This is a genomic window from Flavobacterium sp. 120, from assembly GCF_003633605.1.
Lineage (GTDB): Bacteria > Bacteroidota > Bacteroidia > Flavobacteriales > Flavobacteriaceae > Flavobacterium > Flavobacterium algoritolerans.
Map to the genome: position 1 here is coordinate 2,762,525 of NZ_RBKZ01000001.1, position 19,556 is coordinate 2,782,080.

General features: G+C 35.0%; 17 protein-coding genes. 7 read left to right on the forward strand and 10 right to left on the reverse strand.

Going from position 1 to position 19,556, the window contains the following annotated elements:
- The first annotated feature begins 8 nt into the window (after positions 1–8).
- Complete coding sequence (locus C8C87_RS11765) at positions 9–470, forward strand: hypothetical protein (RefSeq protein WP_121342732.1); 462 nt, start codon at positions 9–11, stop codon at positions 468–470.
- Between the two features lie 66 nt (positions 471–536).
- Here C8C87_RS11765 and hemL read toward each other — a convergent pair whose 3' ends face one another.
- From hemL to C8C87_RS11790, 5 genes are all read right to left on the reverse strand, one after another.
- A complete protein-coding gene (gene hemL, locus C8C87_RS11770) occupies positions 537–1,823 on the reverse strand; it encodes a glutamate-1-semialdehyde 2,1-aminomutase (RefSeq protein ID WP_121342733.1) in 1,287 nt (428 codons plus the stop codon).
- Positions 1,824–1,855: 32 nt separating this feature from the next.
- Positions 1,856–2,764 (reverse strand): glucosaminidase domain-containing protein, encoded by a 909-nt coding sequence (locus tag C8C87_RS11775; protein ID WP_121342734.1) that lies wholly within the window; start codon positions 2,762–2,764, stop codon positions 1,856–1,858.
- Positions 2,757–3,653: a 1-aminocyclopropane-1-carboxylate deaminase/D-cysteine desulfhydrase gene (locus C8C87_RS11780; protein WP_121342735.1), complete on the reverse strand. Its 897-nt coding sequence runs from the start codon at positions 3,651–3,653 to the stop codon at positions 2,757–2,759. Before C8C87_RS11780 ends, C8C87_RS11775 begins: the two co-directional genes overlap by 8 nt.
- A gap of 86 nt (positions 3,654–3,739) precedes the next feature.
- On the reverse strand, positions 3,740–5,575 hold the full coding sequence (locus tag C8C87_RS11785; protein ID WP_121342736.1) for a T9SS type A sorting domain-containing protein: 1,836 nt from the start codon (positions 5,573–5,575) through the stop codon (positions 3,740–3,742).
- 439 nt (positions 5,576–6,014) lie between these two features.
- Entirely contained in the window at positions 6,015–6,356 is a 342-nt protein-coding gene (locus tag C8C87_RS11790; protein WP_121342737.1) for a hypothetical protein, read from the reverse strand.
- Positions 6,357–6,479: 123 nt separating this feature from the next.
- Here C8C87_RS11790 and C8C87_RS15810 point away from each other — a divergent pair, with 123 nt between their 5' ends.
- The 6 genes from C8C87_RS15810 to C8C87_RS11815 all read left to right on the forward strand — a co-directional run bounded on the left by C8C87_RS15810 (position 6,480) and on the right by C8C87_RS11815 (position 13,080).
- Positions 6,480–6,656 (forward strand): DUF5522 domain-containing protein, encoded by a 177-nt coding sequence (locus tag C8C87_RS15810; protein ID WP_158589746.1) that lies wholly within the window; start codon positions 6,480–6,482, stop codon positions 6,654–6,656.
- Positions 6,657–6,871: 215 nt separating this feature from the next.
- Entirely contained in the window at positions 6,872–8,854 is a 1,983-nt protein-coding gene (locus C8C87_RS11795; RefSeq protein WP_121342738.1) for a urocanate hydratase, read from the forward strand.
- A 49-nt stretch (positions 8,855–8,903) separates the two neighbouring features.
- Positions 8,904–9,440 (forward strand): DUF4136 domain-containing protein, encoded by a 537-nt coding sequence (locus C8C87_RS11800; protein ID WP_121342739.1) that lies wholly within the window; start codon positions 8,904–8,906, stop codon positions 9,438–9,440.
- A gap of 60 nt (positions 9,441–9,500) precedes the next feature.
- Entirely contained in the window at positions 9,501–9,902 is a 402-nt protein-coding gene (locus C8C87_RS11805; RefSeq protein ID WP_121342740.1) for a group III truncated hemoglobin, read from the forward strand.
- Between the two features lie 63 nt (positions 9,903–9,965).
- Positions 9,966–11,099: an esterase-like activity of phytase family protein gene (locus C8C87_RS11810; RefSeq protein ID WP_121342741.1), complete on the forward strand. Its 1,134-nt coding sequence runs from the start codon at positions 9,966–9,968 to the stop codon at positions 11,097–11,099.
- A 223-nt stretch (positions 11,100–11,322) separates the two neighbouring features.
- Positions 11,323–13,080 carry an aromatic amino acid hydroxylase gene (locus C8C87_RS11815; protein WP_121342742.1) on the forward strand — a complete coding sequence of 586 codons (1,758 nt, stop codon included), beginning with the start codon at positions 11,323–11,325 and terminating at the stop codon, positions 13,078–13,080.
- Between the two features lie 58 nt (positions 13,081–13,138).
- On the opposite strand, the gene C8C87_RS11820 is transcribed toward C8C87_RS11815, so the two are convergent.
- From C8C87_RS11820 to alaS, 5 genes are all read right to left on the reverse strand, one after another.
- A complete protein-coding gene (locus tag C8C87_RS11820) occupies positions 13,139–13,759 on the reverse strand; it encodes a DUF4230 domain-containing protein (RefSeq protein ID WP_099714497.1) in 621 nt (206 codons plus the stop codon).
- A 2-nt stretch (positions 13,760–13,761) separates the two neighbouring features.
- Positions 13,762–14,718, reverse strand: a complete 957-nt coding sequence (locus C8C87_RS11825; protein ID WP_121342743.1) for a GSCFA domain-containing protein — start codon at positions 14,716–14,718, stop codon at positions 13,762–13,764.
- Between the two features lie 134 nt (positions 14,719–14,852).
- Positions 14,853–15,710: a hypothetical protein gene (locus C8C87_RS11830; RefSeq protein ID WP_121342744.1), complete on the reverse strand. Its 858-nt coding sequence runs from the start codon at positions 15,708–15,710 to the stop codon at positions 14,853–14,855.
- A 135-nt stretch (positions 15,711–15,845) separates the two neighbouring features.
- Positions 15,846–16,622, reverse strand: coding sequence for a hypothetical protein (locus C8C87_RS11835; RefSeq protein ID WP_121342745.1), 777 nt, complete (start codon positions 16,620–16,622; stop codon positions 15,846–15,848).
- A 229-nt stretch (positions 16,623–16,851) separates the two neighbouring features.
- A complete protein-coding gene (alaS, locus tag C8C87_RS11840) occupies positions 16,852–19,488 on the reverse strand; it encodes an alanine--tRNA ligase (RefSeq protein WP_121342746.1) in 2,637 nt (878 codons plus the stop codon).
- Positions 19,489–19,556: the final 68 nt, after the last annotated feature.

The following is a 19,556-nucleotide window of genomic DNA, read 5'->3' on the forward strand; positions in this document are numbered from 1 at the left end:
CAATACATATGAAAAAATTATTTATCGCTGCATTATTAGTTGTCGGAATGACAAGCTTTGCACAAGAAAAAAAAGCAAGACCAGAGAGAGCCAAAATGGAGCAAATGACTCCTGAGCAAAGAAACCAATTGCACTTGAAAAAGATGACTTTGGAATTAGATTTAAATGCTTCACAACAAAAAGAAATGAGTAAAATCATTGCGGAACAAAGTGCCAAAAGAGAAGCTAAAATGGCGGAACGAAAAGCAACTAAAGATTCAGTCAAAAAACTTACTTCAGACGAAATTTTTGCTAAAAAAAGTAAAATGTTAGACGAGCAAATTGTTATGAAAGAAAGAGTGAAAAAAATTCTTACTCCAGAACAATATAAAAAATGGGATGACATGAAATCGAAAAGACATCACGGAATGAAAAAAAGAATGATGCACCATAAAGACAGAAAACCAGCAGAAACGGGTGATAAAAAATAATCCGTTCACTTGAAATACTTCATCTTATTTCATAAAAAAAGCCCCTATTCAGGGGCTTTTTTATTATTAAAATGTTTTCGAAACTTTATCTATGGCTCGAATGGTAAAATCTAAATCCTCATACGTTAATGCATCGGTAATAAACCACGTTTCATATGCCGAGGGCGCAATATAAATTCCTTCTTGCAATAATCCGTGAAAGAATTTCTTGAACGTCTCGTTATCGCCGTTTGCAGCGGTTTGAAAATCAACAACCGGAGCAGCATCAAAATGAACCGAAATCATCGATCCAATACTGTTAATTGTAAATGTAACGTTATTTGCTTTCAACACTTTATCAATTCCTGCAGCCAAATACGCTGTTTTCTCTTCTAATCTTTGAAAAATAGCACGATCCGTATCTAAAGCCTGCAACATTGCCAATCCAGCCGCCATTGCCAACGGATTTCCAGACAATGTTCCTGCCTGATAAACGGGACCTAACGGAGCCAGATAATTCATAATTTCTTCGCGGGCAGCAAAAGCACCAACAGGCAATCCTCCGCCGATTACTTTCCCGAAGCAAACAATATCAGCCGTTATATTGAATAATTCCTGAACACCACCTCTAGCGAGTCTGAAACCAGTCATAACCTCATCAAAAATCAATAGAATTCCATTATCGGTACACAATTGGCGCAAGCCTTCCAAAAAGCCTTTATTTGGCGGAATACAACCCATATTCCCCGCAACAGGTTCTACGATTATAGCTGCAATTTCATTTTTATTGGCTTCAATTAAAGTCGCTACATTTTCTAAGTCATTGTATTTTGCAAGCAAAGTATCTTTGGCTGTTCCAGCTGTAACTCCAGGACTGTTTGGCGAACCAAAAGTAATTGCTCCACTTCCGGCTTGGATTAAAAACGAATCCGAATGACCGTGATAACAACCTGCAAATTTTATTATTTTATCTCTTTTGGTAAATCCGCGAGCCAATCTTACAGCACTCATACAGGCTTCGGTACCTGAATTTACAAATCTAATTTTATCGATATTTGGAACCATGGAAACAGCCAAAGCTGCAATTTGAGTTTCCAATTCTGTTGGCATGCCAAATGAGGTTCCTAACTTCGCTTTCTCAATCACGGCTTGCACTACAGGTTCGTAGGCGTGTCCTAAAATCATTGGTCCCCAAGAATTGATATAGTCAATCAAACGGTTTCCATCTTCATCGTACAAATAAGCACCTTTGGCACTTTTGACAAAAATTGGAGTTCCACCCACCGCTTTAAAAGCTCTTACTGGCGAATTTACACCTCCTGGAATTACTTTTTCTGCTTCAGCAAAAAGCTGACTGCTTCTTTTATACAACATTTATGAATTATGAATTATAGTTATTTTTTCAATTATTTTACCATCAACCTCTGTCCAATAGAAAGTGTATTGTCAGAAAGATTATTTTTTTGTTTTAAATCATCAACCTTTAAATCGAATTTTTTTGAAATGGAATACAGCGTATCCCCTTTTTGAACAACGTATGAAAATAAGTCTTGATTGATTGTATTTCTCGATTCAATCGTTAATTCCTCAACCATTTGTTTTTCATTAGACACATAATTTACATCTAAAACCTGATTGTCATATTGATGCAAATTGTAGCGCTCAATATAAGAAATCAACTTATCCGGATATTTTGGATCTGTAGCATAACCTGCAGCTCTTAGCCCTTTTGCCCAAGCTTTATAATCGCCTTTTGAGAATTCAAACAGCTTGGAATACCTGCTTCTTCCTGTCAAAAATAACGCGTGATCTTTGAAGGATTCTGAAGGATTGTCATATTTTCTAAAGCACTCCTGGTCAGAATCATCGTCATGCTTAACGCTTTCTCCTGTCCATCCTACGTGACATTTTATTCCAAAATGATTATTGGCACTTATTGCTAAATCACCTCTTCCTGCACCCGATTCTAAAATCCCCTGAGCCAAAATAATACTTGCGGGAATCCCATAATTTTTCATGTTTCCCATCGCAATTTCTTTAAATTTAGAAATATAAGATACGATAACATCATTAGTAACCACTGTTTTTGAAGTTGAAACAATTACTTCTGTTTCTCGATTACCTTGTTCTTTTTTTATAGGTTTTGCAACTGTTGGTCTTGTAGTGGCCGGACTTGACGAAGCTGGCTTTTTTATCGTGCGTACTACCTCTGGTTTTGGTTTTATGGGAGCTTTCTTTGTTACAATAACAGGTTTTGCGGCATTACAACCTATCAAAGTAATTATGGTAAGAAGCAGTAGGATTTTTTTAAACATTGATATCGATTGTTGGTAATTGTTTGTTTCTTAATTTCATATTCATTCCTTGAATTCCCTGAATTCCACCTGTATGAATTAGTAAAATTTTTGATTCGGCAGGAAAATAGTTTTTTTGAATTAAATCTATAACGCCAAAAACCATCTTTCCCGTATAAACGGGGTCCAAGGGAATTTGATTTTCCATGTAAAACTGATTAATGAATCCGATTAAGGCCTCATTTACTTTCCCGTAACCCCCAAAATGATACTCCGTAATTAAGTCCCAATTTTCATTTTGGACAAAATTACGAATTTCCTCTTTCAAAAAATCACCTTTTAAAGCAGGAAATCCTAAAACTTTTTGGTGTGGTAAAGCACTGTTAATAATTCCAGAAATGGTACCGCCAGTTCCTATTGAGCAACAAATATAATCAAATTCAGCATCTTCCGGAGTTAGAATCTCTTGACACCCTTTGATGGCTAAAGCATTTGTTCCTCCTTCAGGTATTAGATAAAAATCGCCAAATTGCTGTTTTAATTTCTCTAAAAATGAAGCCTCGCTTTTTAAGCGGTACTCTTCTCTTGAAATAAATTCCAGTTGCATTCCGCAATTTTGAGCAAATGCCAATGTGGGATTCTCTGCTATTTTACTCCCTAATTCATCCCCACGAATAATTCCTATGGTTTTAAATCCTTTTTCTTTTCCTGCAAAAGCTACTGCTGCGATATGATTTGAAAAAGCACCTCCAAAAGTAAGTAGCGTTTCAAAATGCTCCGTTTTCGCTTGCAGCAAATTGTATTTCAGCTTTCTGAATTTATTTCCGGAAACAAAAGGGTGAATCAAATCCTCCCGTTTGATGGCTACTGAAATAGAGTTTAGAAACGGAGATGTTACCTGTTGATTCAAGGAAAGTGATTTTGGCACAAAGGTAAAATTATATCTAATAAAAATGCAACCCTTACAGATTGCATTTTTTTCATTTATGTTGACTCTTATCTTCTGATAATTATTTTTTGACCAACTTCAATTTTATCTTTAGTTGCTATTTTAACGATATAAATTCCATCACTAAGTCCCGAAGTAGAAAAGGTATAAGACGAATTCGATCCTAAATCTTTTTTATTAAAAATTAATTTTCCGGCTACATCATACAAATTGCAAGTAGCAAGATCCAGTAATAATGGATTACTAATGGTTAAATTCTTAGTTGTGTTATTTTGATAAACCACAAAACTTTGGCGAGCTGTTTCGTCAACTCCTAAAGCAACATTGTTTTTAAAAGTAATTTCAAACTGTGTGTTGTTTACTCCTGCCGGCAATGTCAAATCATAGAAATCGTTTTTGATGTCGTGGTATAAATCGGTTGTTTTATCGTGCAAATAAACGGCATTGGTCCCAGTAAAATTCAACATTCCCTTTACTGTAATCTTAAAATTAGCTTGATTTGTATTTTTAAAACCAATTGGAATCTTTTTATCCATATCAAAATTCACTGCGTTGATAAGATATTCATCGTTATCTATCACAAAATAAATATCTGCCGGACAATCATCACTGGAAGATATTGCATCCATCGCACGATCAACTCCATCAGTAGCACCTGGAACAAATGCCAGAACAATTTGACGAACTCCTTGATTGTTCAATAAGGTATTAAATCGGATTTGAGGTGTTGGTAAAACACTTACGGTTTTGTAATCAAACCCGGATACTGATGGAATATCAGCCATATAAGTCGAAGTAGTCTTTGTTTTATTTGAATTTATATTTCTTTCAAATTCAGAAAAATTCGATGCGCCTTCTTTAACAAAAACCCTGTAGCTATTTTTCATCTCTACTGTTCCGTTAACCAAGCCGTCAATCATGAAACCTTGTCCAATAGGAGAAAAACGTCTTTCATAATTCCCTCCTGTTCCAGAAGCCGATCCTTCATTTCCAGAACCATCGTAGGAATAAAAAGTAGCTGGCACGTAAATCCCACTACTACCAATAGTACCGGGAGAAAAAGCACCATATCCACCTTTATAATCGGCAATAAAATGGGAATCAACTGTTTTATCCTGTTCCCAGAAATAAGCAATTCCGGTGCAATTTGTTTGTTCAATTAAAAAAGCAGACAAATCTATCGCTGATGGATAAGGATTTCCTGTCAATGTAAATTGCTCAAATGCTACTGGAACAGAAATAGTCCCATCATTTGGTTTTCCTCTAAAATCGTAACGCTGTTTTCCTCCAGGATTGTTTTGAACTCCATTTACAGTTGTTAAATTAGTCCCTGAACTCCCTTTCATCGTAAATCCTTCTCCTGCATTTATATTCGAAGTTACTCCTACCTGATTCCAATCTGAATAATTGGATGAAGCCGTTAACTTAAAAATCCAATAGGGTGCAATTGCAAATGGACTGGCAGTTCCATCGTAATTATTCATTGCCAAAGGAGTTGAGTTGGTACTATTTGTCACATCTACAATATTTTTTAGTTGCGTGATTCCAAAAGCAGAATTTCCCGCAATTGCATTACTGCCACCAACTGGAGAACACCAATAATCGAATTGATAATTGTTTGTTGTTCCTTCTTGAAAAACAGACAAGCTTCCAAGTCCTTTATTAGCACTTCCTGATGTAGCACCTTGAACCAACTGAGCATCTGTCCTTAAATAGAAATTACTGCTGGCAGCATTTAACTCCAGTTCCTGTTTCACAAAAACTACTTGGTTATTTGCAAAAACATAACTGTTAGGACTTACATACATCTGGGCATTTACACTGTTCTGTAAAAATAATCCGGTAACAATCAACAGTGTTCGTTTAAGTAATTTTGAGTCCATAAGCCAACATTTTAAATTAATTTGTATGAAATAAATTATATTTTTTATTAAGACATTGCACTTGAAATAATGTCCTTTTAATTTTTAAAAAATGAAATCTACTTTAGCCTTAAAAAGGTCTAAAAACACATTCCTAAATCAAGGATTTCAGCTAATAAAAGCTGTTTTGAGTTATTTTTATTTAAAGTTACAAAAAAAATAGAATAGGAATCAGCATAAACACCGATAAAAAGTACAAATAATCGATTAAATACATCTTTTTTAATTTAAAATATATAATTTCTTACAATTAAAAATAAAACAATAGGGATTAACCATTTAAGGATTTTAAATAAAAAAATCTTTAAAACCCTGTAAGTTAATACTGTAGATTTGTTTTAACTCAACAAACAAAAAGCGATAAAATACAATCGAATGTAACCAAATGATTCTCGAAAGACTATTCCTTTTTTATGTCTAAATATTTTAAGAATCGAAAAGAAGGTCTGTTTTTTAGGTATTCAAAATTTGATTCATTCGTATAAGCTTCTCTTTCAAAACTAATGTTTCTGTAAGCCAGATTTGCATTTTTATACTGAATCAATCGAACACAATATTCTATCAGATACCAAATAAAAAAGGGAAGTATTAATAATTCTAATTGTTGGCGAAGATGAATTTTCTCGTGATTGACAAAAATTCTATTTCCTTTATCCATTCCATATTTTACAAATACAAAAGGAAATACAGCCAATCCACGATATCCTTTAGGAATTAAATATTTAGCAACAATCAGAAACATTCGCTATAAAATTTATAAATTTGTAATGATAAAAGGGTTCTATTTAATGAAAATCTCAATCGTTTGAGTTGATTTTAATGAATTAGTAATCCAAATAAATTTTACAATAGAATAATCCCAAACATGATTGACCAAAGTAATGAAAATAAATTGATAGAAGGGGAAGATTTCTATTATACACCCGAGGGCTATAAATGCTTTACTGAAAAATACCATTTAAAACGTGGTTATTGCTGTAAAAGTGGCTGCCGCCATTGTCCCTATGGTTTTGATAAAAAAACAGGAACCAATAAAAAGTAACCGCATTTTAGAATCCAAATCAACAAAATAAGAAAACGTCAGTTTTAAAAAACATCAAATAAAATGGATATTTGTTCACAGAAATATAGAATCAAAATTCACAAATCCTACCACAGGTCGGATATTCGTTATCCTTAGTTGTTTCATTTTTTTACACAAAGTTTAAGCTTCTTAAACGAATCAACACAAAAAAATTAACGAATCAACAGCTAAAAATGACTTTTCAAGAACAAATACAACAAGGAATTCCATCGGTTTTACCAAAACCAAAACCATACGAAATTGACATCAATCACGCTCCAAAGCGTAAAGAAATCCTTTCGGTTGAAGAAAAAAAATTGGCACTTCGCAATGCCTTACGTTATTTTGAACCGCAACATCACGCAGAATTAATCAAAGAATTTTCAGAAGAACTGGAAACCTATGGTCGTATATATATGTACCGTTTACGTCCAGATTATAAAATGTACGCAAGACCTATTGCTGAATATCCAGGAAAATGTGAGCAGGCCAAAGCAATTATGCTGATGATTCAAAACAATTTGGATTATGCCGTAGCACAACATCCACATGAGTTGATTACTTACGGTGGGAATGGAGCCGTTTTTCAAAACTGGGCACAATATCTATTGACAATGCAATATTTGTCTGAAATGACAGAGGAACAAACGCTGACCATGTATTCCGGTCATCCAATGGGATTGTTCCCGTCCCATAAAGAAGCTCCGCGAGTTGTCGTGACTAACGGAATGGTAATTCCTAATTATTCTAAACCGGACGATTGGGAAAAAATGAATGCATTAGGCGTTTCTCAATACGGGCAAATGACGGCAGGAAGCTACATGTACATTGGTCCGCAGGGAATCGTACACGGAACAACCATAACGGTTTTGAATGGTTTTCGTAAAATAAAACGCAGTCCAAAAGGCGGTTTATTCGTCACTTCTGGTTTGGGCGGAATGTCTGGCGCTCAACCAAAGGCCGGAAATATTGCCGGTTGCATCACCGTTTGTGCCGAAGTAAACCCAAAAATAACACACATTCGTCACAGTCAAGGATGGATCAATGAAGTGATAGAAAACGTGGATGAACTCGTAAAAAGAGTCGCTTTGGCGCAGGCCAATAAAGAAGTTGTTTCTATCGGGTATCTTGGAAATGTAGTTGACGTTTGGGAAAAATTTGATAAAGAAAATATCCATATCGATTTAGGATCCGATCAAACTTCCTTACATAATCCTTGGGCGGGCGGCTATTATCCAGCTGATCTTTCCTTTGAAGAAGCCAATGAAATGATGGCTAATAATCCTGATTTATTTAAAACAAAAGTTCAGGAAACATTACGCAGACATACCACGGCAATTAATAAACACACAGCTAGAGGAACCTATTTCTTTGATTATGGAAATGCTTTTTTACTGGAAGCTTCCCGTGCCGGTGCTGATGTTATGGCAGAAAATCATATCGATTTCAGGTATCCGAGTTACGTACAGGATATTATGGGACCAATGTGTTTTGATTATGGTTTTGGTCCTTTCCGATGGGTTTGCGCTTCGGGAAAACCAGAAGATTTAGCCCAAACAGATTTAATTGCTTGTCAGGTTTTGGAAGAAATGGCAAAAACAGCTCCCGAAGAAATTCAGCAACAAATGCAGGATAATATTCATTGGATAAAAGGCGCACAAGAAAATAAATTAGTCGTAGGTTCCCAAGCAAGAATCTTGTATGCTGATGCTGAAGGTCGTGTTAAAATTGCAGCAGCCTTTAATCAGGCTATTGCCAAAGGCGAAATAGGAACTGTAGTTTTAGGCAGGGATCACCATGATGTTTCCGGTACTGATTCTCCATACAGAGAAACTTCAAATATTTATGACGGCTCAAGATTTACAGCTGATATGGCGATACAAAATGTCATTGGAGACAGCTTTCGAGGTGCTACTTGGGTATCCATTCACAATGGCGGTGGCGTAGGCTGGGGCGAGGTAATAAACGGTGGATTTGGTATGGTTCTTGATGGATCTAAAGAAGCTTCAAGACGTTTAGAATCAATGCTTTTCTGGGATGTCAACAATGGAATTTCCAGAAGAAGCTGGGCTAGAAATGACGGAGCATTATTTGCAATAAAAAGAGCAATGGAGACGCAACCTTTATTGAAAGTAACCATCCCTAATATAGTAGCCGACAATTTGTTGGATTTTTAAAAATTTGAACGTAACTTTAGTAAACATATAGTAATCAAATAACTAACCCATGAAAGCAATTAAACTCCTTCCAGTACTCCTACTTTTTGTAGCTGCATCTTGCAGTTCCGTAAGAGTGTATTCCGATTATGATAATAACATAAATTTTAGTCAATATAAAACGTATGCTTTCCATAAGAAAGGCATCGATCGAGTTGAAATTTCAGAATTGGATAAAAAAAGAATCCTTAATGCCATAGACCGAGAATTAAGCAAAAAAGGGATGACCAAAAGTGAAAATCCAGATTTGCTGATTAATATTCTTACCAAAGAAAGAGAACGAATAGACGTAAACCAATACAATGCCGGTTGGGGATATGGATGGGGTTACGGATGGAATCCTTATTTATGGGGAGGTCGAAGCACTTATGTTTCCTCTTCAACCGAAGGAACATTGTATATTGATTTAATTGATGCCAAGAAAAAAGAATTGGTTTGGCAAGGCGAGGGTGTTGGTTATCTGACTGAAAACCGCACTGAAAAAGAAAAACAAATCAATGAATTTGTCGCAAAAATTTTAGAGCAATTTCCACCGAAAGCAAAATAGTTTACGATTACATTTCAACATAAAAGCCTACCTTTGCGTAGGCTTTTTTTATACCCAATCATGGCACAATTTAACGACATTACCACATTCGAAGATATCAAATTACTGGTTGATACTTTTTATTCTAAAGTTCAAAAAGACGAATTTATTGGTCCCATATTCAACGAGAAAATAGGTAACCGCTGGCCGGAACATCTGGAAAAAATGTATCGCTTTTGGCAAACTATTTTGCTTGAAGTCCATTCTTATTCCGGAAGTCCATTTCCACCACACAAACAATTACCGGTTGCCAAAGAACATTTTGACCGCTGGATGGAAATTTTCACAGCAACTACCGATAGTTTATTTACAGGTCCATTAGCTGAAGAAGCGAAACTACGTGCTAAAAATATGGCTGAAATGTTCCATTACAAAATTGACTACTTCCGTAATCTTGAAAAAAATCAAACGAACAATTCATAGTTTTTAAAGTGGGTTTTTAATCCAAAAATCAGATTCTTTTTGCAAACAGCAATACATTTTTTTATGCGCAAATTATTATTTCTTGTCGTTTTACCCGCTTTTCTTCTTTCTTGTTCCAATTTAAAACAAACTGTTGAAAACAAAACAACTCCAAGTTTAAAACTGGTCAGTTCCATTGAAATTCCATTTGAGGAAACGTTTCAGAATACAAAAGTGGGCGGTTTATCCGGAATTGATTATGATGCAAAAAATGATTTGTATTATTTGATATGTGATGACAAATCGATGTTTAACGATTCTAGATTTTATACTGCAAAAATTCGTTTGCTCGAAAATAAAGTAGAAGGTATCGATTTCCAAAGTGTCAGCACTTTAAAAAATGAAACCGGAAAAGTATACGGCGATTGGAACACCACACCAACTACCTCAGCAGATCCCGAAGATATCCGATTCAATCCAAAAACGAATACTTTGATTTGGAGCAGCGAAGGTGCACGAGTGCTAACTGCAGGTAAAGAAGTTTTACAAAATCCTTCGTTGAATTTTATGGATTTAAAAGGTGATTTTCTAGGCAATGTTACCTTACCGGAAAATTTAAAAATGCAAAAGCTAGAAAAAGGCCCGAGAAATAATGGAACTTTAGAAGGAATTACATTCGATTTTAATTACAAAAATATTTACACCAATATTGAAGAACCTTTATTTGAAGATGGCGACCAAGCCAATACCAGCAAAGGAGGTTTTATTAGATTCTATCAATTTGATGCCAAAACAAAAGTAAACACCGCTCAATACGGATACCAACTGGAACCTATTGCACGTGAACCCAATCCGAAAGGCGCTTTTGGCGTGAATGGCGTTTCGGCAATTCAGTATTATGGTAAAAACCAATTGCTGGTTGTGGAACGCTCCTACTCGACCGGAACGCAAGCTTGCACGATAAAAGTATTTTTGTGCGACTTGAAAAAGGCAACTGACGTTAAAAATCACCCTTCCCTACAAAATCAAAAATTGGAATTAGCTTCTAAAAAACTGATTCTAAATATGGATGATTTGGGAATTTTTATTGATAATATCGAAGGGCTTACTTTTGGTCCAAAACTAAAAAATGGCAATCCATCCATCATTTTTATTTCGGATAATAATTTTTCAGATAAACAAAAAACACAGGTTTTGGTGTTTGAGTTGGTGAAGTAGTAAATCCAAAAAAAAGCTGTCAATCCCCAACTCCCCTAGCCCCGAGTGAAATGAAAAGCTTTTTGCGAAAGCCGTTTTGGTTTTTCTTGTTGCTGCAGAGCGACCAAAGGAAGCTCCTGCGGGAACCGTAGAAAAACAAACGGGTTTGCAAAAACTTGCAATGAAAAGCGGGAAATAGCTCCTGAAATTCGTACTTTTGCAGTAGAACTACAACGTTTTCGATATGAACTCAACTATAGAAAGCAATCCGTTATTAGACCGATTGCCAAAGCACTTAAAACAATTCATTAAGCCTCAGGATTATAGCGATTATACGCCCATAAATCAAGCGGTTTGGCGTTATGTGATGCGCAAAAATGTAGATTACTTATCAAAAGTGGCGCATAGTTCCTACTTGGAAGGCTTGAAAAAAACGGGAATCGAAATTGACAATATTCCGAGCATGTATGGCATGAACCGTATTTTGACCGAAATAGGTTGGGCTGCAGTGGCCGTGGATGGATTTATTCCGCCGAATGCTTTTATGGAATTTCAGGCGTATAATGTGCTTGTAATTGCTTCTGACATTCGCCAACTCGAACATATAGAATACACGCCCGCGCCGGATATTATTCACGAAGGTGCCGGTCATGCGCCCATTATTGCCAATCCCGAATATGCGGAATACCTGCGTCGTTTTGGGGAAATAGGCTGTAAAGCGATTTCTTCGCATAAAGATTACCAAATGTATGAAGCTATCAGACTGCTTTCAATCTTGAAAGAAGCTGAAGATACACCGCAAGCCGATATTGATGCTGCTGAAAAAGCAGTGGAAGATTTGCAGAATAATATGGGTGAATTATCAGAAATGGCGCAAATTAGAAACCTGCATTGGTGGACTGTGGAATATGGTTTGATTGGAACTATCGATAATCCAAAAATTTACGGTGCCGGACTGCTTTCGTCCATAGGAGAAAGTGCGTGGTGCATGACGGATAATGTGAAGAAAATACCTTACGATATATCAGCAGCGAACCAGAGTTTTGATATTACAAAACTGCAGCCGCAACTTTACGTTACTCCAGATTTTGCTTATTTAAGCCTGGTTTTGGAAGAGTTTGCTAATAAAATGGCGTTGCGTACCGGAGGATTATCCGGAATTAATAAACTGATTCATTCCAATGCTTTAGGAACAATTGAATTGAGTACCGGAATTCAGATTTCGGGCGTTTTTACCAATGTTATTGAAGAAGAAGGAAAACCCGTTTATATCCAAACAACCGGAAAAACAGCATTATCATACCGTGAAAAAGAATTAGTAGGTCATGGCACAATAAAACATGCCGAAGGTTTTGGAAGTCCTATTGGAAAACTTAAAGGTATAAATCTAGCGATTGAAGACATGAGTCCAAGAGATTTAAGTGCTTATTCTATCACTGAAAGTAAAACTGTAACCTTAGAATTTGAAGGTGATATCACCGTAAAAGGGGAAATTATTACCGGATCCAGAAACTTACACGGAGAGATTATTCTAATCAGTTTAAAGAATTGTACCGTGACACACGGAGAAACTATTTTGTTCCAGCCGGAATGGGGAATTTACGATATGGCTGTAGGTAAAAAAGTGATTTCAGCATTTTCAGGTCCCGCCGATGTGAATAGTTTTGATTTGATTTCGCATGTTCCAACAAGCAAAACCATCAAAGCGAAACATACGGCGGAACGCGATGATTTAGAGGTTTTATACCAAACGATTCGAAACATAAGAGAAACAAAGGATACAGAAACTTCTTTAGTACCAATTTTTGATAAATTACACACCAATCATCCAAACGACTGGTTGTTAGCTGTTGAAATTGCAGAGCTTTTGAAGGACCGAAACGAACCTCAATTGCTACAGGAAATAATGGTTTATCTTGATCAATTGAAAGTAAAAAGACCCGAAGTAGCCCATTTGATTGCTGGTGGTTTGGACTTGATTTTCGATAAAGAGAAAGCTTAAAAAAGGAACCGCAGATTCGCAAATTATTAAATGGGTTAATCTGCGGTTCTTTTTTTAATTATAATTTTATTTTTTGCCCAAAATCTTTCTCGCTTTCGATAACCTTTCCTTCGTATTGCAATTTCCACCCCATGGTATTGGTCAGAATCAATATTTTAGATAATTCGCTTATCAAGCGATTTTGAGCATTTGTTTTCAACGATGATTTTTCTATTTTCTTCGCCAGATTCGCTTTTACCGATTTGTTGATTTTATTGTAATCATCTCCCGTAAACGGATTCAATTTACTTTGTTCTACATCATAAAACTGAATATCAGGACTTATTTTTATTTCCTCTTTTGGAATACTTACAATTGTGATGGTTTTATTCTTTTCATCGATATCGTATTTCATTTTGTGCAAATCATACGCTACAGTCACATCGGCATTGACGACAACCAAGGCTTTTTTCTCGAAAGAAAGCATGTCTAACAAATATTTTTGCTGATTTTTATAGGTGATAACTTCCGAAAAATGACCTTCAGTAACGACCAATTTTCCAACGTTTAGAATTTGTTGCTGAATGAGATTCGTGTTGTAAGTGATATCTTCATCATCGTTTTTCTTAAAATCACAGAATTTGAACAATAAAAATATTCCAACAATAACTCCTATTCCAATAAGTATTCTTCTAAGCATAATTAAAATTTCATGAATGAATATTGATTCTCCAATTTAGTGATTTTTTCTCTGACTTTGGTCTCGAACTTCAAATGACTTTCAGAATTCGGGTTAAAAGGCTTATGCGAAAGACTTTTTTGGATATTCTCCACTTCATCCATCACAGCAAAAGCGTTTTCTGAAATGGAAGTTTCCTTGAAACGTTTCCAGATATAATCGATTGCCACTTGATTGGGATGCAACATATCTTCGGCATAAAAACGGTAATCCCGAAGCTCATCCATCATGATTTCGTAGCTGGGAAAATATTCAGTACTCAGTTTACAGTGCTCAGTATTCAGAACATCGTGAATTGCAGAAATTAAGTTGGCTTTACTCCATTGATTTTCTACAAAACCGTCTTTAATGTGGCGCACCGGCGAAACCGTAAAAATAATAGTGCAATTAGGATTTACCGCATGAATTAGTTTTACTGTATTTATAATACTATTTTTTATTTCTTCAACAGAGAGTAATTCTTTATTGAACTGTTTTTGAGGTACTTTATGGCAATTCGCCACAATAGAATCGCTTTCTATATTACGATAAACCCAAGAGGTTCCATACGTGATGACGAAATGTGTTGATTGGGTTATTTGTTGATTTGTTGATTTGATTATTGTGTTTAATGATGCTACTAATTCCTCTTTATTTGAATTACTCAAATCTGAATGTACATCAAAACAATGCCATCGTTCATTGTGAAAAAAAATATCGTTTTCTGTAAATTGCTTTCCTGAAACAGCAAAATCAATTAACTTTTCAATCGCTAACGGATGAAACAAAATCCCAACTGGATTACAGCTGTTTTTAAATTTAAAATAGTCCAATTTCTCCGCCATATTTACCGCAAAACAAGAGCCTAAAGACATAATAGTAGCATTATAATCTATTGGATAATCACTTTTAGGAATGGGAATTTGGGTTCTGAATTGCATTGCTATTTTATTTACTACAAATTTGAATAATTTTAGCGAATTAAATGAGGTTTAGTTCTTTTTTCATTGGTATAAAAAACCCTTTCAAAGTTTAAAACTCTGAAAGGGTTTATCAATCCTATAAACTCAAAAATTTATTCATAAAAATATTGAAAAGTTACATCGTGAATATTGTTTCCATTATAGATATAATACTCTTTCATCTCACTTGGATATCCATTAGCATTATACGTATATTGATTAAATTTAGGGAAAGAGCCCGAAATATTAGATTTCAAAACATTATTAAACTTATGTAAATGATATTGTAAAGCTGAGACATTATAAAGAGGTGGAATCTCTTGAAACATAATCTTATTTAAACCTAAAACACCCTTTTTAGGGTTCGATTTCGTATCGTATTCAAAACTGCCAAAAAGAAAACTAGCATCCAAAGACTCTGATTTAATAAGGTTTTTATTTACATCAAAAGAAAACTTACCCTCCCATACAAGCGTTTCTATATTATCTCTTGAATCACTGGAATACATTTTACAATTGACTGAAGTAGTATTTATTTTAGTATATACTACTCTCAATATAGCTTTAAACGTGTCAAAATATTGCTCTCTGGTAGAAGAAATTAAATCTTCATTACTATCATAAAAAAAATCTGTTTTAAGAACAAGCTTATCTTGATTAGCCCCAATATTTTTTACTTTTATACTAGTGATTAAATTACCCGTATAAGTATATTCAGTTTTATAAGTATACAAAAACCCGATGTTTCCAATTACCGAAAGATCTTTTTTTGCTATAACTTCGCTGACAATTTTGTTCCCGTTGTAAACAAAATCAGTCGTGCTCATTTCTTTTCCATCCTTATCTAATTCAATAATTTTTTTGACGAGTATTGATGATGGTGTTACAGGTGTATCACTTTCACTACTACTATCACTTGAACACGATGACACTAGCATCAAAACACTTAAGATTAAAGTTATTTTTTTCATATTATAATTTTTAATAAATTAAACTATAAAAAAACAATTTAACACTATTAATTGTATAAAAAAACTCAAATATCTTTTTAATTCGATATTTGAGTTTTGATTTATGTCTGGAAGAATCAGTGAGCATTTCTTACATTAGTAGAAGTATTGTGTTTTTAAATACCCCGTATTTCCATTAGCTAAAATTGCTGTTTCCGAAACCCGTTCTGTTGGATAATTCTCAGAATCGTATTTAAAAGAGCTTTTATAAAAATTAGCTACCGATAATACTTGGTCTCCATTTGTAGTAGTTGCAATTACTGTATTTATTAAACTGTTATTAGACGATATCGTTTCCATATGGTCCAATAAATTTTTATATCCCAAGACATTATACAATGGATTATTTTTAGCATCATAGTCAAAAGTTATACTCTCACTTGAGGTGATTCCTACTGGAATAGTATCTAAAATCCTTTCATTTTTGATCAAATTTTCGTTCTCAAAATACAATGTTCCATGAAATTCTTTTACTTGCTGATTGCCTGAAATCCTGAATCTTTCATAAGAAACCGTTTTATCTGTATTATGAATGTAATTTATTCTGTAATTACCCAAAGATTCAACTTCAACTAATTTACCCACAAGGTAACTGTATTCAATGGTCTCCAAAAGCTGATTTGCTTTATTTAGTATTACCCTTTTTGTAATTAAACCATCCGTATACGTGAAATCAGTACGTTTCTGAACGCCATCAATACTAACTATTTCAGTTCCATTATAAGTATATACAGTAGTTTCTGAAGTCCCATTTTCTGAAGTTTCAACAACTTTCTTTAGCAATTTTAGACTATCGTCATTATCATTTGAACACGAATAAAGTGTCAATAAAAAAATTGATAATACCCAAAAAATATTTTTTGTTTTTTTCATTATAATAAATAAATCGATTCACCTTCCTCAAACCTTGGGGTGCTACATCAATCAAACCTAGAGAAATAAAGTAAAAACGACAATATTCATCGTTACAATCCCTATATTTCAGTTAAACTACTATTTTTAAACTTAAGGAAGGCCTTGTAAATAGTGTGTTAAACAAAAAAACAAACCCTTTTAGAACATCTGTCCTAAAAGGGTTTTTATTATAAAAAATAAATTTGTTCTACTTTACAAAGTCAATCGCTTTTTCCAAAGCTTGTTGAATTCCTGCAACATTTTTTCCTCCAGCTGTAGCAAAAAACGGTTGTCCGCCACCACCACCTTGGATAAATTTACCCAATTCACGAACAACTTGTCCAGCATTTAGGTTTTTTTCCGCGACTAATTCTTTAGAAACATAACAGGTTAACATTGGTTTTTCTTCATCGGCTGTAGCCAAAACCAAAAATAAATTATTCCCTAAATTTCCTAATTCATAAGCCAAATCTTTTGCTCCTTCTGGATTCAAATCGACCTGTTTAGCTAAGAATTGAACGCCGTTTATTTCCTGTATTTCAGCAATTAAACTCGCTTTCAAATTTTTAACTTTATCTTTTATCAAAGCCTCGATTTGTTTGGACAATTTTGCATTTTCTTCTTGCATCGAATGAACGGCTTTCAAAATATCCTGAGGATTTTTCAAGGCTGTTTTCACTTCATTCAATGTGCTTTCATACGATGCGAAATGTGCTTTTACCGCATCACTTGTAATGGCTTCAATACGACGAATTCCCGCAGCAACCGCTCCTTCAGAAACGATTTTGAAATGCCAGATTTCAGCTGTGTTTTTCACGTGGATTCCACCGCATAATTCCATGCTTTCGCCAAATTTAATTGCACGAACCTCATCACCATATTTCTCTCCAAAAAGCGCCATCGCTCCTTCTTGAACCGCTTGCGCAAAAGGAATATTTCTTCTTTCGATAAGTGGCAATTGTTCCTGGATTCTTGCATTTACAAAATCTTCTACTTGTTGCAATTCAGCTTCCGTCATTTTAGCAAAATGCGAAAAGTCAAAACGCAAATAGTTTGGATTTACTAAAGATCCTTTTTGTTCAACGTGTGTTCCAAGAATACTTCTCAAGGCTTGGTGCATCAAATGTGTAGCCGAGTGATTTCTAGAAGATAAACTTCTCAAATCCTGATTTACTTTAGCCACAAAACCAGCATTTACATTTTCCGGTAATTTTTTTGCAAAATGTAAAATCAGGTTATTTTCCTTTTTAGTGTCGATGATTTCTATGGTTTCATTTGCAGAAACCAACGTTCCTTTATCTCCTACTTGCCCTCCACCTTCTGGATAGAATGGCGTACTATCTAAAACAATTTGGTATAAAACACCATCTTTTTTACTGTCAACTTTACGGATACGAGTGATTTTTACGTCACTTTCTGATTGATCATACCCTACAAATGTTTCTACATTTCCAGGAATCAACACAGACCAATCTTCGGTAGAAACTTCTGAAGCTGCGCGAGAACGAGCTTTTTGTTCTTGCATGGCAGCGTTAAAACCAGCTTCGTCCAATTCGAATCCTTTTTCTCTAAGAATTAATGCCGTCAAGTCAATTGGGAATCCGAAAGTATCGTATAATTCAAATGCTTTTGTTCCAGAAACAATTGAACCTTTAGTTTCGGCAACTACATTTTCTAATAATTGTAATCCTTGGTCTAGTGTTCTCAAGAAAGAAGCTTCTTCTTCACGAATCACATTGGTAACCAATTGTTGTTGCGATTTGATTTCTGGGAAAAATTCCCCCATTTGATTCGCCAAAACAGCAACCAATTGATTGATGAAAGGTTCTTTGGTGTTCAAGAACGTAAATCCGTAACGAATTGCACGACGTAAAACTCTACGAATTACATAACCAGCTCCTGTGTTAGATGGTAATTGACCGTCAGCAATAGCAAAAGCTACCGCGCGAACGTGATCAACTACTACACGAATAGCAATATTGGTTTTGTTTTGCTCTTCGCTAATATTTAAAACTTCGTTTGAAGTGTATTTTAATCCTGTAATTTGCTCTACTTTTTCAATAAGTGGCGTAAAAACATCGGTGTCATAATTAGAAGTTTTTCCTTGCAATGCCATACACAAACGCTCAAATCCCATTCCGGTATCAACGTGTTTTGCAGGCAGTTTTTCTAAAGAACCATCGGCTTTACGGTTGAACTCCATAAATACATTGTTCCAGATTTCCACAACTTGCGGATGGTCATTGTTTACTAAACTTTTTCCTGAAACTAAAGCTTTTTCTTCTGCAGAACGGATGTCAACGTGAATTTCTGAACATGGACCACACGGACCTTGATCTCCCATTTCCCAGAAGTTGTCTTTCTTGTTTCCAAGAATGATTCGGTCTTCATCGATCAATTCCTTCCAAATGTCCCAAGCTTCCTGATCGAATGGTACGTTTTCTTCCGGGTTTCCCTCAAATACGGAAACGTATAAGTTTTCTTTTGGAATTTTATACACTTCTGTCAAAAGTTGCCAAGCCCAGTTGATGGCTTCTTTTTTGAAATAATCACCAAAAGACCAGTTCCCTAACATTTCAAACATGGTGTGGTGATACGTATCAAAACCTACATCTTCTAAGTCATTATGCTTTCCTGAAACACGAAGACATTTTTGCGTATCGGCAATTCTGGTACTTTTTGGAGTTCCATTACCCAGAAAATATTCTTTGAACTGCGCCATTCCTGAGTTGTTGAACATCAGTGTTGGATCATCCTTTAGAACTATGGGTGCCGATGGAACGATTAAGTGTCCATTTGATGCAAAAAAATCCAGAAATTGTTTACGTACGTCTTGTGATTTCATTTTTATTGTTTGTTCGGTTATTAGTTAATTTGGTTAATCGGCTGCATCGCATAAACGAATAACCAAAT

Bases quoted from the DNA above. Each gene is read 5' to 3' on its own strand.
- hemL (WP_121342733.1), bottom strand. From the start codon at position 1,823: ATGTTGTATAAAAGAAGCAGTCAGCTTTTTGCTGAAGCAGAAAAAGTA.
- C8C87_RS15810 (WP_158589746.1), top strand. From the start codon at position 6,480: ATGATTGACCAAAGTAATGAAAATAAATTGATAGAAGGGGAAGATTTC.
- C8C87_RS11820 (WP_099714497.1), bottom strand. From the start codon at position 13,759: ATGCTTAGAAGAATACTTATTGGAATAGGAGTTATTGTTGGAATATTT.
- C8C87_RS11830 (WP_121342744.1), bottom strand. From the start codon at position 15,710: ATGAAAAAAATAACTTTAATCTTAAGTGTTTTGATGCTAGTGTCATCG.
- C8C87_RS11785 (WP_121342736.1), bottom strand. From the start codon at position 5,575: ATGGACTCAAAATTACTTAAACGAACACTGTTGATTGTTACCGGATTA.
- C8C87_RS11800 (WP_121342739.1), top strand. From the start codon at position 8,904: ATGAAAGCAATTAAACTCCTTCCAGTACTCCTACTTTTTGTAGCTGCA.
- C8C87_RS11765 (WP_121342732.1), top strand. From the start codon at position 9: ATGAAAAAATTATTTATCGCTGCATTATTAGTTGTCGGAATGACAAGC.
- C8C87_RS11805 (WP_121342740.1), top strand. From the start codon at position 9,501: ATGGCACAATTTAACGACATTACCACATTCGAAGATATCAAATTACTG.
- alaS (WP_121342746.1), bottom strand. From the start codon at position 19,488: ATGAAATCACAAGACGTACGTAAACAATTTCTGGATTTTTTTGCATCA.
- C8C87_RS11790 (WP_121342737.1), bottom strand. From the start codon at position 6,356: ATGTTTCTGATTGTTGCTAAATATTTAATTCCTAAAGGATATCGTGGA.
- C8C87_RS11775 (WP_121342734.1), bottom strand. From the start codon at position 2,764: ATGTTTAAAAAAATCCTACTGCTTCTTACCATAATTACTTTGATAGGT.
- C8C87_RS11810 (WP_121342741.1), top strand. From the start codon at position 9,966: ATGCGCAAATTATTATTTCTTGTCGTTTTACCCGCTTTTCTTCTTTCT.
- C8C87_RS11825 (WP_121342743.1), bottom strand. From the start codon at position 14,718: ATGCAATTCAGAACCCAAATTCCCATTCCTAAAAGTGATTATCCAATA.
- C8C87_RS11815 (WP_121342742.1), top strand. From the start codon at position 11,323: ATGAACTCAACTATAGAAAGCAATCCGTTATTAGACCGATTGCCAAAG.
- C8C87_RS11835 (WP_121342745.1), bottom strand. From the start codon at position 16,622: ATGAAAAAAACAAAAAATATTTTTTGGGTATTATCAATTTTTTTATTG.
- C8C87_RS11795 (WP_121342738.1), top strand. From the start codon at position 6,872: ATGACTTTTCAAGAACAAATACAACAAGGAATTCCATCGGTTTTACCA.